The sequence below is a fragment of the Streptomyces sp. Z26 genome (assembly GCF_003665095.1).
In the GTDB taxonomy this organism is placed as follows: domain Bacteria; phylum Actinomycetota; class Actinomycetes; order Streptomycetales; family Streptomycetaceae; genus Streptomyces; species Streptomyces phytohabitans.
This window is the reverse complement of the sequence record NZ_RCHV01000002.1, coordinates 422,450-437,761: the sequence shown is the minus strand read 5'-3', so window position 1 is coordinate 437,761 and position 15,312 is coordinate 422,450. Positions and strand designations below refer to the sequence as shown.

At 76.3% G+C, this 15,312-nt stretch carries 4 protein-coding genes; all 4 read left to right on the top strand.

The annotated features are described in order from the left end of the window. The first annotated feature begins 228 nt into the window (after positions 1–228). Genes D7M15_RS01980 through D7M15_RS01965 form a run of 4 tightly spaced genes read left to right on the top strand, consistent with a single transcriptional unit; the run spans position 229 to position 15,284 of the window. Positions 229–12,141, top strand: coding sequence for a non-ribosomal peptide synthetase (locus D7M15_RS01980; RefSeq protein WP_165906185.1), 11,913 nt, complete (start codon positions 229–231; stop codon positions 12,139–12,141). Then, on the top strand, positions 12,138–14,183 hold the full coding sequence (locus D7M15_RS01975; RefSeq protein ID WP_121515895.1) for a class I adenylate-forming enzyme family protein: 2,046 nt from the start codon (positions 12,138–12,140) through the stop codon (positions 14,181–14,183). The genes D7M15_RS01980 and D7M15_RS01975 overlap by 4 nt, the downstream gene beginning before the upstream one ends. Next, positions 14,180–15,025, top strand: a complete 846-nt coding sequence (locus tag D7M15_RS01970; protein WP_240649087.1) for a hypothetical protein — start codon at positions 14,180–14,182, stop codon at positions 15,023–15,025. The genes D7M15_RS01975 and D7M15_RS01970 overlap by 4 nt, the downstream gene beginning before the upstream one ends. A gap of 43 nt (positions 15,026–15,068) precedes the next feature. Continuing rightward, positions 15,069–15,284: an MbtH family protein gene (locus D7M15_RS01965; protein ID WP_121515894.1), complete on the top strand. Its 216-nt coding sequence runs from the start codon at positions 15,069–15,071 to the stop codon at positions 15,282–15,284. The last annotated feature ends 28 nt before the right edge of the window (positions 15,285–15,312 follow it).

Genomic DNA, 15,312 nt, shown 5'->3' with positions numbered 1-15,312 from the left:
CCTTGGCTAAACATTTAACTCAACTTGGCCATAGAACCTGCTCTGACCTGCGAAGACGCGTGAGTTCACGCAATCGTGAGATCTCTCACCCAAGTGTGCCTTTACCTGTTCATTGCCCGCCGTGTTTCGATGTTGCCGACCGCTTCTTGATCGAGACGAACGACTCGGCCGTATCCGATGGCAGTCTCCGGTGTAGCGCCGGCGGGACCGATGGGGACGCTCACACACATGCCTGAGTACCGCGCTGACCTGCAACTTTCCGACGCACAGCTGGGAGTGTGGCTCGCCGAGAGCGCCGGGCTCGGCAGGCCCGGCGCCTACCAGTGGGCCGAGTACCTCGTCCTGGACGGCCCCGTGGACGCCGGACTGCTGGCGGCCGCCGTGGCACGCGCCGCGACCGAGTGCGACGCGGTCAACGTCCGTGTCGACGCGGCCGGTACGGGCACGGCACCCGTACAGCGCCTGCTCCGCGACCCGGAACACACCGTCGAGGTCGTCGACCTGCGGGCGGAGCCCGACCCCGACGCCGCCGCGCACGCGTGGATGCGCGCCGCCATGGACGGGGCCGGGGGCTGCGACGCCGGGCCGCTGTTCCTCGGCGCGGTGCTGCGCGTCACCGACGCACGCACCCTGGTCTTCCTCCGCGTCCACCACCTCGCCCTCGACGGCGCGGGCATGGCCCTCCTCGCGGAGCGGGCCGCCGAGATATACAGCTGCCTCCACGAGGCGCGTACGGTGCCCGACTGCCCCTGGACCGCGCTCAGTTCACTGCTGGACGCCGAGGCCGCGCACCGCGGCACCCCCGCGTACGCCGCCGACCGGGCGTGGTGGCGGGAACGGCTCGCGTCGCTCCCCGACCCGGTGACGCTCGGGGACGGCCCGGCCGCGGCGTCGGACCGTTCGCTGCGGCTCACCCGGGTGCTGCCGGAGGCGGAGTTCGCCCGACTGCGCGGCGACGCCGACCGGCTCGGGCACCGCTGGACCCGGCTGTTCACCGCCGCCACCGCCGCCCATCTGCACGCCGTGACCGGCGCCCGCGACCTCGCGCTGAGCCTGCCCGTCGCCGGTCGTACGCCCGAACTCGCCCGCGCCGTACCGGCGATGACCGCCAACGTGCTGCCGCTGCGGGTCCTCGTCGACCCGGCGGGGACCGTCGGCGGGCTGCTGGACGCCGTGGCGGCGGAGCTGCGCGAGGTACGGGCACGGCAGCGGTACCGGGGCGAGCAGCTGCGGCGCGACGCCGAACGCCCCGGCGACCCGCGGAAGTTCTTCGGTCCGGTGCTCAACATCCAGCGGTTCGACCGGCCGTTGCGGTTCGGTCCGGTGACGGCGACCGCGCACAACCTCCAGGCGCCGCCGTCGGAGGACCTGTCGGTCGTCGCGTACGACCGGGGGGACGGCACCCTGCGCCTCGACTTCGACGCCAACCCCGCCAACCACGCCGAGGAGCTGCTACGGGACGTGGCCGACCGGTTCCCCCTGGTGCTGCGGGAGTTGGCGGCCGCGGGCGCCGACACCCCGCTGGCGCGCGTCGCGGCCACCACGGCGCGCGAGCGGCGCCGCGCGGCCACCCTCGGCGCGGGCGCGCCGGGCCGGGCGCCCGCCGGGGCCACGGCCGCGGGCCGCTTCACCGACCAGGCGCGGCGCACCCCCGACGCGTACGCCGTCCGCTGCGCGGCCACCGGCGCACGGCTCACCTACCGCGAACTGGACTCCCGCAGCGCCGAGTTGGCCGCCGCGCTGACCGAGGCACTGACCTCGACCCCGGTCCCGACCGCGTCCGGGGACGGCGGCGCCGGGGCGGGTGCGGAGCCGACCGTGGGCCTGCTGCTCGAACGGTCGGTGGGGCTGACCGTCGCCGCGCTCGCCGTCGTGCGGGCGGGCGCGGCCTACGTGCCGCTGCACCGCGACGACGCGCCCGCCCGTCAGGACGCGGCGCTGGCCGACGCGGGCGTACGGGTGCTGCTCACCGACGGGCACACCGCGGCGGACCCCGTCGTCGCGGCGGCACGCGCCAGGGGCGTACGGGTGCTGGACGTCCGCGCGCCGGGCGCGGGGGAGCCGGGGGAACGGGAGCCCGGTGAACGGGCCGCGCACGTACGGGAGCCGGGCGTGCCGGAGTCGCCCCCGGCGGGGCCGGTCGCGGAACCGCGCCCGGACGGCCTCGCCTGCGTGATGTTCACCTCCGGCTCCACCGGCCGACCCAAGGGCGTCGCCGTCACCCAGGGCGCGCTCGCCGAACTCGCCGCCGACCGCTGGTGGTCCGAGGGCGGCGCCGAACGGGTGCTGCTCCACTCGCCGTACGCCTTCGACGCGTTCAACCTGGAGCTGTGGGTCCCGCTGCTGACCGGCGGCGAGGTCGTCGTCGCCGCGCCGGGGCGGCTGGGCCCCGCCGAACTCGCCCGCGTCACCGCCGACACCGGGATCACCGGACTGTGGCTCACCGCCGGGCTGTTCCAGCTGGTCGTCACCGAGGACCCGCGCTGCCTCGCCGGGGTCCGCCAGGTGTGGACCGGCGGTGACGTGGTGTCGCCGGACGCCGTACGGGAGTTGCGCGCCGCGCTGCCCGGCCTGACCGTCGTCAACGGCTACGGGCCCACCGAGACCACCGTGTTCGCCACCCGGTACGCCGTCCCGGAACTGCCCGCCGACGCCGTCACCGTCCCCGTCGGCACACCCCTCGACGGCATGCGGGTGCTGCTGCTGGACGACGCGCTGCGACCCGTACCGCCGGGTGTGGTGGGGGAGTTGTACGTCGGCGGCGCGGGTGTCGCGCGCGGCTACGTCGGACGGGCCGCCGCCACGGCGGAGCGCTTCGTGCCCGACCCGTACGGGCCGCCGGGCACCCGCGTGTACCGCACCGGCGACCTGGCGCGCTGGAACGCGGCCGGACGCCTGGAGTTCGCCGGACGCGCCGACGGGCAGGTGAAGTTGCGCGGTCACCGGATCGAACCGGGCGAGATCGACGCCGCGTTGCTCGACGAGCCGGGAGTACGGCAGGCCGCCACGGTGCCGCGTACGCACGGGTCGGGCGGGCGGCGCCTCGTCTCGTACGTCGTCCCGGACACCGGCGCGTCCACCGGCGAGGCCGGGCCCGCCGCGCCCCTCGACCCGGAGGCGCTGCTCGGCCGCCTGCGGGACCGGCTGCCGCCGTACATGGTGCCCGCCGCCGTGGTCGCCGTGGACCGGCTGCCGCTCACCCGCAACGGCAAGCTCGACCGCGCGGCCCTGCCCGCGCCCGACGCCGGGGTCGGGTCGGCGGGCGCCGCGCGCCCGGCCGTCGCGGACGCGCCGGACACCGCCGTACGGGACGCCGCGGGACCGGGCGGCGCGGCGGAACGGAAGCTGGCCGAGCTGTTCGGCACGCTCCTCGGACTGCCCGAAGTGCCCCTGGACGCCGACTTCTTCACGCTCGGCGGCGACAGCATCCAGGCGATCCAGCTCGCGGCGGCGGCCAGGCGCGCGGGCCTGGCCGTCAGCACCCCGGACGTGTTCCGCACTCCCACCGTGGCCGGGCTCGCCGCCGTCGCGGGCGAGGAGGCGGCCACGGGGCCCGGTACGCGCCCCGCGCGGGAGGGGGCGTACGCGCCGGACGAGGCGGCCGGGCCGTACGACCCGACCGTCCCGCTGACCCCCGTCATGCACTGGCAGCGCGAACGGGGCGGCGCGCTCGACGCGTTCGTCCAGTCGCTGACCGTACGCACCCCGGCGGGGTGCACGGCCGAGCAGGTGCGCGCGGTGGTGCAGGCCCTCGTCGACCACCACGAGATGCTGCGGCTCTCCCTGACCCGCCAGCCGGCCACCCGGCCCTCCGGCCCGCCGTCGCCGCAGGTCGCCAGCGAACCGCTCTGGTCGCTGGAGGTACTGCCCGCCGTCACCGTCGAGTTGGACCGGCCGGGCACCCCGACCGACCCGGAGCGGGGCCGCGTCGTGCACGCCGCCTGGTCCGACCCCGGCGACGGCAAGGCGGGCGAACTCACCCTCACCGTCCACCACTTGGCCGTGGACGGGGTGTCGTGGCGCATCCTGCGCGACGACCTGGAGACCGCCTGGGAGGCCGTACGCCACGGAGAGACCCCCCGGCTGCAACCCGTCGGCACCTCCTTCCCCCGTTGGTCGCGTGCCCTGCTCCGGTACGCCCACCACCCGTCCGTGCAGCGGGAGTCGACCCGCTGGCGGGACGCGCCGGACGGCCCGGACGCCGAACCGCCTGTCGGCGGGCGCCCGTTGGACCGCGCCGTCGACACCGAGGACACCCGCCGCCGCCACACCGCCGTCCTGTCCGGCGCCGTCACCCGCCGCCTGGTCGCGGACTCCACCGCGGCCTTCGGCTGCTCGGTACGCGAACTGCTGCTCACCGCCTTCGCGTTGGCCGCCGCCGACTGGCGGGACGGCGACGGCCCGGACACGTTGGCGGTCGACCTGGAGGGCCACGGGCGGGAGGAGTTCGCGGACGGCCTCGACCTGTCCCGTACGGTCGGCTGGTTCACCACTCTGTGCCCCACGCTCGTCGACCCCGGCTGCTCCTGGGCAGACGCGCGCACCGACCCGACCGCGCTGGACGGCGCCGTCGCCAAGGTGCGGACCGGCACCCGCGACGCCGCCCGCGCCGGACTGGCGTACGGCCTGCTGCGGCACCTCAACCCGCAGACCGGCCCGGTGCTGGCCGCGCGCCCCGCGCCGCAGTTCGCGTTCAACTACCTGGGCCGTATCGGCGTCGGCGGCGACGGCGACTGGGCGGTCCTCGCGGACGCCACGCAGCTCGCGGACGCGGACGTGGATGCCGACGCCGTCCCGGCCGAGGACGTACCCGCGGACGGCGGTACGGACCGTACGGGCCCCGCCCTCGCGCACGCCGTGGAGCTGGACACGCTGATCACCGAGCGCCCCGACGGCCCCGAACTGGTCGCCCACTGGTCCTGGCCCGGCGGCCTGCTGGACGAGGAGCACGTCGCCGCGCTCGCCGGGCGCTGGTTCGAGGTGCTGACGGCGCTGGCCGACCGCGCCCGCGCCCGCGCGGGCGGCGAACTGCCGCTGCCGCCACTGGCGCAGGGCATCCTCTTCCACTCGCTCTACGACCACGACGGCGCCGACCCGTACCTCGTCCAGTTCGTCTTCGACCTGCACGGCGCGCTGGACCCGGCCGCGCTGCGCGACGCGCTGCACCGCCTGCTGCGCCGCCATCCACAGCTGTCGGCGGGCGTGCGTCCCGGCGGGTCCGGGCGGCCCGTACAGGTCGTCGAACCGGACGCCGTACCGCAGTGGCGGGAGACGGCCGCCCCCGCCGACCTGGAGGGCTTCCTGGAGGCGGACCGGCAGCGCCGGTTCGACCTGGCCCGGCCGCCGCTCGTACGCGCCGCGCTGCTGCGGCGGTCCGGGGAGCGGCACACGTTCGTGCTGACCACGCACCATCTGCTGCTCGACGGCTGGTCGATGCCGGTGGTCGTCCGGGAGCTGTTCTCCCTCTACGCCGGGCGAGCCCTCCCGCCCGCCACGCCCTACCGCGACTTCCTCGACTGGCTCGCCACCCGCGACGCCCGCGCGGACGAGGCCGCCTGGCGCGCGCTGCTGTCGTCCGTGGACGGGCCGACGCTGGTCGCCGGGCCGGGCCGCCGGGGTGCGGGCGGCGCCTCGCGGGTGGCGTCGGCGGAACTCGACGCGGCGACCGGCGCGCGCGTGGCGGCGGTGGCGCGGACGTACGGGCTGACGGCCAGCACCGTCGTACAGCTCGGCTGGGCGGTCCTGCTCGGCGCCCTCACCGGCCGGGACGACGTGGTGTTCGGCGCGACCGTGTCCGGCCGCCCGGCCGAACTGCCGGGCGCGGAGGACATCGTGGGGCTGCTCATCAACACCGTGCCGGTGCGCGTACGCCTCGACCCCGCGCGTACGGTCGCGGACACCCTCACCGCGCTGCGCGCCCAGCAGTCGCAGATGCTCGACCACCAGCACGCCGACCTGGCCACCCTCCAGTCCGTCGCCGGGCACGCCGAACTCTTCGACACCGTCGTGGTGTTCGAGAACTACCCCGTGGACGACGCGGAGTTGGGCGCGCTGGTGCCCGGCCTCGAACTCCGCGACGTACAGGGCCGGGACGGCACCCACTACCCGCTGACGCTCGTCGCCGTGCCGGGCGAACGGCTCCGGCTGCGGCTCGGGTACCGCACCGACCTGTACGACGACGCCACGGCGGAACGCCTCCTCGACCGGTTGTGCGCGCTGCTCGGACGGCTCACCGACGACCCGGCGGCGCCGCTGGGCCGTGTCGGGCTGCTGCTCGACGGCGAGCCGGGCGGGGCCGAGGAGGGCGCGTACGGGAGGCCATCGGCGTACGGCGAACGCGACGCGGACCCCGAACCGGCCACGCTGCCCGCCCTGTTCGGGACGTGGGCGCGCCGGACCCCGGCGGCCCCGGCGGTGACCCACGGCGCCACCACCCTCACGTACGCCGAACTCGACGCGCGCGCCGACCGCCTCGCCCGCGCCCTCCGGGACCGGGGCGCCGGGCCGGAACGCCTGGTCGGCCTGGTGCTGGAACGTTCCGTCGACCTCGTGGTCGCGGTGCTCGCCGTACTCAGGTCCGGCGCGGGCTACCTGCCGCTGGACCCGGCGCACCCCGAGGAGCGGCTGCGGCGGGTCCTCGCGGAGGCGGACCCGGTGCTGGTGGTGACGGACCGGCCGCTGCCCGTACCGCAGCCCCAACTCCCGGTCGGCACCGAGCCGTACGCCACGGACCCCACCCGCGCCACGGACCCCACCGCCCCCGCAGCCGACCCGGACCGCCCCCTCCCGGAGCCGCACCCCGACAGCACCGCGTACGTCATCCACACCTCCGGCTCCACCGGCCGCCCCAAGGGCGTCGTCGTCACGCACCGGAACGTCGTACGGCTGCTCACCGCCACCGACGACCGTTTCCGCTTCGACGGCGACGACGTGCACGCACTCTTCCACTCCTACGCCTTCGACGTCTCCGTCTGGGAGATGTGGTGCGCGCTGGGCCGTGGCGGGCGCCTGGTCGTGGTCCCCGAGGACACCACCCGGTCACCCGGCGACCTGCTGGAACTGCTGCGGCGGGAGCGCGTCACCGCGCTGAGCCAGACGCCGTCCGCCTTCTACCAGCTCGTCCGCGCCACCGGCGACGCGGGCCCGGCGGCCCTGCCCGACCTGCGGGCCGTGGTGTGCGCGGGCGAGGCGCTGGAGCCGTCGCGCGTCCGCGCCTGGCAGGGGCCGGGGCGGCCCGTACTGGTCAACATGTACGGGATCACGGAGACCACCGTGCACGCGTCGTACGCCGCGCTCACCGACCCCGGAGACCCGGCGAGCAACGTCGGCACCGCCCTGCCCGACCTGCGCCTGCACCTGCTGGACCACGGCCTGCGCCCGGTGCCGCCGGGCTGCCCCGGCGAGCTGTACGTGTCCGGGCCGGGCGTGACGCGCGGCTACCTGGGCCGTCCCGGACTCACCGCGACGCGGTTCGTGCCCGACCCGTTCGGCCCGCCCGGCAGCCGCATGTACCGCTCCGGGGACCTCGCCCGGCGGCGCCCCGACGGCTCCCTGGAGTACCTGGGGCGCACCGACCAGCAGGTGAAGATCCGCGGCTACCGCGTCGAGCCCGGCGAGGTCGAGCGCGTCCTCGAACAGCACCCGGCGGTCGCGCGCGCCGTGGTCCTCGCGGACACCGGCGCGGCGGCCGGAGGCGGGCGGCTGCTCTGCTACGCCGTCCCCGCCGGGGCCGGTGACCGCGACCCCGACGCCCCGGAGCCGTCCGCCGCCGAACTGCGCGCGTACGCCCGTACGGTGCTGCCCGCGCACATGGTGCCCGCCTTCGTCGTACTGGTCGAGGAGATCCCGCTGACCGGGAACGGCAAGCTGGACCGCGCGGCCCTGCCCCGCCCGGAGTCGGCGCTCACCGTGTCCCGGCCGCCCGCCGACGCGCGGGAACGGCTGCTGTGCCGACTGTTCGCGGAGACGCTGGGGCTGCCCGAGGTCGGCGCCGAGGACAACTTCTTCGACCTCGGCGGCCACTCGCTGCTCGCCACCCGGCTGATCAACCGCGTACGCGCCGAGACCGGCCGCGAACTGGCCCTCCGCGCCCTGTTCGACGCGCCCGCCGTCGCGTCGCTCGCCCGCCTCCTGCCCGAACAGGCCGACGCCACCCACGAGTCCACGCCCACCGGCGGACCCGGCAACGGCCCCGCCGACCGACCCGCCACCGCCACGACGACCACCCCCGCCGTCCCGCCCGCGCCCCGCCCGGACCGGGTGCCGCTCTCGCCCGCGCAGCGCCGCCTGTGGTTCTTCAGCAGCCTCGCCGGGCCCAACTCCGTCTACAACATGTCGTTCGCGGTCCGTTTCACCGGCCCGCTCGCCACCCGCCACCTGCGCGCGGCCCTGCACGACGTCCTCGTACGCCACGAGAGCCTGCGCACCCTCGTGGCCGAGGCCGACGGCGAGCCGTACCAGCGGCTCGGCAGCGCCGACGACCTGCCGTTCACCACCGTCGCCGCCTCCGAGGCCGCGCTGCCCGACCTGCTCGCCGACGAGGCCACCCACGTCTTCGACCTCGCCGTCGAACTCCCGGTCCGCGCCGTCCTCTACGAGACCGCGCCCGACCGGCACGTGCTGCTGCTCCTGCTGCACCACATCGCCGCCGACGGCTGGTCCCTCGCCCCGCTCTCCCGCGACCTGTCCACCGCCTACCGCGCGCGGGCGGACGGCGGGGCGCCGCGCTGGACGTACGAACCGGTGCAGTACGCCGACCACACGCTGCGGCAGCGCGACCGCGACCTCCGGGACGACACCGCGTACTGGACGGAGACCCTGCGCGGCGCCCCCGAGGTGCTGCCGCTGCCGCTGGACCACCCCCGCCCGGCGGTGTCGGCGCACCGGGGCGAGACCGTCGAGTTCACCCTCGACGCCGCGCTGCACGCCCGGCTGAACCGCCTCGCGTCGGCCACCCGCACCAGCCTGTTCATGGTCGTGCACGCCGCCGTCGCGGCGCTCCTCTCGCGGCTCGGCGCCGGGGAGGACATCCCCGTCGGCACGCCGGTCGCCGGACGCCACGACGAGGCGCTGCACGAGACCGTCGGCTGCTTCGTCAACACCGTGGTGCTGCGTACGGACGTGAGCGGGGCGCCGACGTTCCACGAGTTGCTGGACCGGGTCCGGGCCACCGACCTCGACGCGTTCGCGCACCAGGAGGTGCCGTTCCAGCAGGTCGTCGAGGCGCTCAACCCGCCGCGCTCGCTCGCCGCGCACCCCGTCTTCCAGGTGATGCTCGCCTTCCAGGACACCCCGGCCACCGCGTTCGACCTGCCGGGCGTGCGGGCCGAACCGGTCGCCGCGCACGGCGGCGCCTCCCGCATGGACCTGCTGTGGAGCCTGCGCCAGCGGTGGGCGGAGCACGGCGCGGAACACGGCACGGAGGCCGGTGTCGAAGGGCTGCTGGAGTACGACACGGAGCTGTTCACGCCCGCCACCGCCCGGCTGCTACTCGCCCGGCTGGAGGTCCTGCTGCGGGCCGCCGCCGACGACCCGGGGCAGCGGATCACCGACCTGCCCGTGCTCGTCGACGGCGAGTACGACCGGCTGACCCGCCGCTGGAACACCACCGCCCGCGACGTGCCCCGCACCACCGTCGCCGCGCTCTTCGCGGAGCGGGCACGCCGTACGCCCGAGTCCCCCGCCGTACGCCACGGGGACACCGTCCTCGGCCACGGCGAGCTGGCCGCGCGCGCCGAACGCCTCGCCACCACGCTCCGCGCGCGCGGCGCCGGGCCGGGCACGCTCGTCGCCGTACTGCTGCGCCGCGGCCCCGAACTGCCCGTCGCGCTCCTCGCCACGCAGGCCACCGGCGCCGCCTACCTGCCGCTCGACCCGACGCTGCCGCCCGCCCGGATCGCCGCGCTGCTCGCGGACGCGCGGCCGCTGCTCGTCGTACGGGACGCGCCGGGCGCGGACGGCGGTACGCGCGTCGAGGCCGGGGAGGGGGCGCCGCTGGGGGTGCCGGAGGGGACGGCGTACGTCACGTACACGTCCGGTTCGACCGGGCGGCCCAAGGGCGTCGTCGTGCCGCACGGCGCGCTGGTGAACCTGCTGCTGGCACTGCGCGAGCAACTCGACGTGCGCGCCGGGGACCGGGTGCTGGCCGCCGCGCCGGTGGGCTTCGACATGTGCAAGCCGGAGCTGTACCTGCCGCTGGTCACCGGCGCCACCATGGTCCTCGCGGACGAGGGCGCCCTGCGCGAACCGGACGAGCTGGCCGCGCTCCTCGACCGGCACGAGGTCACCGTCATGCAGGCGACACCGTCGCTGTGGCAGGCCCTCGCGGCCCGCCACCCGGAGCGGCTGCGGCACGTCCGCGCCGTCGTCGGCGGCGAGGCCGTGCCCGCCGGAGCGGCCCGCGAACTGGCCGCCGCCACCGCCTCGTTGCTCGCCTGCTACGGGCCGACGGAGACCACGGTGTGGTCCGCCGTTCACCCGGTGGAGGCTTCCGGGCCCGCGGAGGACGGCGGCACCGTGCCGCTGGGGCGCCCGCTGTGGAACACCCGCTGCCACGTCCTCGACGCCGCGCTCCGGCCCGTACCGCCGGGCGTCACCGGCGAGTTGTACGTCGCGGGCGCGGGCGTCGCCACCGGCTACCACGGCCGCCCCGGGCTGACCGCCACCCGCTTCCTGCCCGACCCGTACGGCCCGCCCGGCGCCCGCATGTACCGCACCGGAGACCTGGCCTCCCGTGCGCGCGACGGGGTGCTGCGCTTCCACGGCCGGACCGACGACCAGGTGAAGATCCGCGGGCACCGCGTCGAACTCGGCGAGATCGAGGCCGCGTTGATCGCGCACCCGGACGTCGCCTCGGCGGCCGTGGCCGTGCACGACCGGGGCGCCGACGACCGTCGCCTCGTCGGCTACGTCACGCCCGCGACCACCGACCCGCGCGCGGTCGGCGCGCACCTCGCCCGGCTCCTGCCGGACTACATGCTGCCCGCCCGGCTGCTCACGCTGGACACGCTGCCGCTCAGCGCCCACGGCAAGGTGCTGCGGGACCGGCTGCCGGAACCCGACTGGGCCGCCGCCGCGACCGTCGCGGAGCCGCCGCGCGACCTGCGGGAGGACCTGATGTGCCGTCAGTTCGCGGAGGTGCTGGACGTCCCAAGGGTCGGCCCGGACGACAACTTCTTCGAACTGGGCGGCCATTCGCTGCTGGCCGCCCGCCTCGCCGGGCGCGTGCGCGGCGTCCTGGGCCTGGAGCCCGCCATCCGCGACGTCTTCGAGGCGCCGACCCCCGCCGCCCTCAGCCGCCTGCTGGCCGCCCCGGACGAACGGCCCGCGCCCGCCCAGCTCGTGCCCTTCCGCTCCGCCGGGGACGCCGCGCCCGTGTTCTGCGTCCACCCGCTGAGCGGCCTCAGCTGGCTGTACGCCGGGCTGCTGCGGCACGTCGGCCGCGACCACCCGGTGTACGGCCTCGACGCGGAGGCACCCGGCGCGGGGGTCCAACTCCCGGCCACGGTCGAGGAGATGGCCGACCGGTACGTGCGACTGCTGCGCCGCGTACGCCCGCACGGCCCGTACCACCTCGTGGGCTGGTCGTTCGGCGGGCTGGTGGCGCACGAGATGGCCGTACGGCTGCACGCGCTCGGCGAACCGCCCGGCACGCTGTTCCTCGTCGACGCCCTCCCCGCCGAACCCGTGCCGCAGGGAGCCGAGGAGCACGGGGGCGAGCCCATCGACGAACGGCGCGTGCACCGCGTGCTGTTGACCGCCGCCGGGTTCGACGACGACCGACTCGACGTGGAACGCCTCGACTTCACCGCCGTGACGGCCCTGCTGCGCGGTGAGGGCAGCGTGTTCGCCCGCTTCACCGAGGAGGACGTCGCCCGCGTCATCGCCGTCTCCCGCCACAACGACCGCCTGCTGCGCGCCTACCGACCGCCCCGCTACGCGGGCCCCACCACGTACGTCGAGGCGTCGGACCCCGGGGGAGAGCAACCACGGGGGACGCACCACGAGCTGTGGCGCCCGTACGCGGGCGGCGGGTTGACCGCCGGACACGTCACAGCCCGCCACCACCGGGTGATGCAGCCGCGCCATGTGGACGCCGTCGGCGTCCAGTTGGCCGAGGCGCTGCGGAAGGGGACACGATGACCGGCGCGGAACACGTACGGGCGGGCGCCACCGGACCGGCGCCCGCACCCGCCGCGCCCGATCACGCGGCGCTCGTCGAACTCCCCGTGGGCGCACGGGTGGTGGTGCGCCTGCCCAACGGGCGCGCGCTGGCCGACACCCTCCTCGCCTGCTTCGACCTGGGACTGGTCGGCGTACCCCTGCACCCGCGCAGCACCGCCCGTGCCGTCGCGGACATCGTCGGGCGGGTCGACGCGGCGGCGGTCGTCGACGACCGAGGGCTGCGCCGTACCCGCCCGACCGGCGCCGGGGCGGCGACCGGCGCCGACGGGCCGCTCAGGGCCGAACAGGCCCCCGGCGAGCTGGCGTTCATCATGTTCACCTCCGGCTCCACCGGCCCGCCGAAGGGCGTCGTGCTGGGACGCCGCGCGGTCCTCGGCAACGCCCGCCGCACGGCCGCCCTGCACGGCCTCGCCCCCGACCGCCCGCACGGCACGTGCCTGCCGCTGTACCACTGCAACGCGCTCGTCATGTCCCTCCTCGGCACCCACCTCACCGGCGCGCCCCTGACCCTGCGGCCGTCCTTCGACCCGGCCGGGTACTTCGCCGCCCTCGACGCCGACGGCGCCCGTACGGCGTCGATCGTCCCGGCCCTCCTCGCGGACCTGGTCGAGGCCGCGCCGCCCTGGCCGGAGCGCCTGGAGTACCTGGTCACCGCCGCCGCCCCACTCACCGCCGACCTCGCCCGCCGCTTCCACGCGCGCTACGGCCCCCGCCTGCGCCAGGGCTACGGGCTGACCGAGGCCGTCAACTTCAGCTTCACCACGCCCCTCCTCGACGACGCGGACTTCCGCCACCACTACCTGGACCGCGTCCCGCCCGTGGGGCTGCCCCTCCCGGACACCGAACTCCACCTGGAGGCGGGCGAGGTGTGGGTCCGTACGCCCGACCTGATGCACGGCTACTGGCGCGACCCCCGTACGACCGCCGCCACCGTCACCGGCGACGGCTGGCTGCGTACCGGTGACCTCGGTGAACTCCGCGACGGGCTCCTGGTGTTGCGCGGCCGGGCCGGGGAGCGTATCAACCGCGGCGGTGAGAAGCACCATCCCCTCGACGTCGAACTGGGCTGGCGCCGTGCGGGGTTGACGGGCCGCTTCGCGGCGGTCGCGGTCGACGAGCCGTCGCTCGGGGACGACGTGGCGCTGGTGGCCACCGACCAACCGGTGGCGGACGTACGGGAGGTGTACGAGCGGGCGCCCCTGCGCCCCGCCGCCGTCCGCTTCGGCGACTACCTCACGACCCCCACCGGCAAGCCCCAGCGCCGGGCGATGGGCCGTACGCTCGCCGCCCGCCGCCTGGCTCCCGGCCGGTACGAGCGGCTGCTGCGCCACGCCGCCGCCACGGCCCGCGACCTGCTGGAGTCCGACGCGGCACACCCCGACGACGTGGCACGCCCCGGTCACGCGGCGCACCCCGCGCTGCGCGCGCTCGCGGCGTACGGCGGCGGCACGGGAAACGGGCCCGGTACGGCGGACGGACCCGGAGCGCGTACGGATGCCGCCGACGAACCCGTGCTCGCCGCCCTCGACTTCCTGCGCGACCACTGGCACCGCGCAGACGACCCGGAACTCGCGCCCGCCAGGGCTCGTTGGCACCGGACGCTGCTCGGCGCCTGGCCGCTCGCGGCCCACACCGAACTGGCCGCGGAGGTGGCCGCGCGCCACGGCTTCGAGGGGGCGTCCGTGCCGTGGGGCACGGCCGCGCGGCTGGGTGGTGGCGCGCTGGTCGTCCTCCCGCACGGGCCCGCCCCCGACGGCCCCGGCTGGCCCCTCACCCCGCTGCTCGCCTTCCTCACGGGGGAGTACGGCGACGCGACGACGACCGGGGCCGCCGGGCCCGGCGCGGTCGACCGCTGGCGGTGGCTGGCGCGCGCACGGGACCACGGTCCCGCCACCACGGGCTGCTCGGTGCTCCGCGCCGGGCGACACGACCTGGGCGGCGTGCTCTGGGCACGGCTGCCGGAACCCGTACCGAACGAGCACTCTGGAGCGACAGGATGACCCAGCCCACCGAAGCCGCCCCCACCGAAGCCACCGCGCACGCCCCCACCGACCCCGCCGGGGCCGTGCCGCCCGACCCCGGCACCCGCATGAAGCGGTCCCCGGACCACGAGGACGAGATCCTCGACGTACGCACCCACCGGGACCCCGACCGCAACCGGCTGACCCCCGTCGTACGGCTGCCCCCCGAGGCCGCCCTGACCGTGGTCGACGCGCTGGCGGGCCTGGTCCGTACGGCGCACCGCGAGGAGGCGGAGCGGCCCGCGCCGGACGGGACCCTGAAGCGGGCCCAGGTGTTCGAGGAGGGCGACGTGTTCATGCTGGAGCCCCCGTTCCCCGGCTTCTTCGCGGACCGCTACCTCATGGACTTCTACGACACGACCGCCCGCGACATCTGCTCCCGCATGCACCTGCACACCGGCCTGCGGTTCGTCCGGATGATGACGGGCCCGGACACGACGATCCGCGTGTCCAGCCTGTCGCCGGTCACGGTGCGCCCGTCGGCCGCGTTCGGGCCGCTGACGGCCTTCACCGACGAGCTGCCCGACACCCCGGAGGGGGTGCGCCGGGAGCGGCACAACGTGATCGTGCCGCCCAACTCCTGGGTGGACATGCAGATACCACGCGGCGTCTCGCACCAGTTCAACGCGGTCGGCCCGAACGCGGTCATCGACTCGGTGCACCCCGAGGAGTCCATCGAGACGCTCCGGGAGGGCATGTCGGGCTACCGGATGATGGCGCAGACGATCTTCCTCGCCAAGGACCGCAGCCCCGCCGACACCTGCGCGGGCACCACCGCACCCGAGGACGTACCCACGCCCGACGACGTACCCGCGCCCTGACGCACGGCCGCCCCCACCTCGACGCACCCGGACGGAGACCCCCATGCGGAACCCCTTCGACGACCCGGACGGCACCTTCCTCGTCCTCGTCAACGACGAGCACCAGCACGCCCTCTGGCCCGCCTTCGCCCCCGTGCCCGCGGGCTGGCGGGAGGCCCACCCGGCCGCGTCCCGAGACGAGTGCCTCGCGTACGTCGAGCGCCACTGGACGGACCTCCGCCCGGCGAGCCTCGCGGCCACGAGCCGTACGGAGGGCTGACCAGGACCGCTTCCGGCCCGGTCAGCAC

Excerpts from the sequence above, each read along its gene's own strand:
- D7M15_RS01965 (WP_121515894.1), top strand. The coding sequence starts at position 15,069 with ATGCGGAACCCCTTCGACGACCCGGACGGCACCTTCCTCGTCCTCGTC.
- D7M15_RS01980 (WP_165906185.1), top strand. The coding sequence starts at position 229 with ATGCCTGAGTACCGCGCTGACCTGCAACTTTCCGACGCACAGCTGGGA.
- D7M15_RS01975 (WP_121515895.1), top strand. The coding sequence starts at position 12,138 with ATGACCGGCGCGGAACACGTACGGGCGGGCGCCACCGGACCGGCGCCC.
- D7M15_RS01970 (WP_240649087.1), top strand. The coding sequence starts at position 14,180 with ATGACCCAGCCCACCGAAGCCGCCCCCACCGAAGCCACCGCGCACGCC.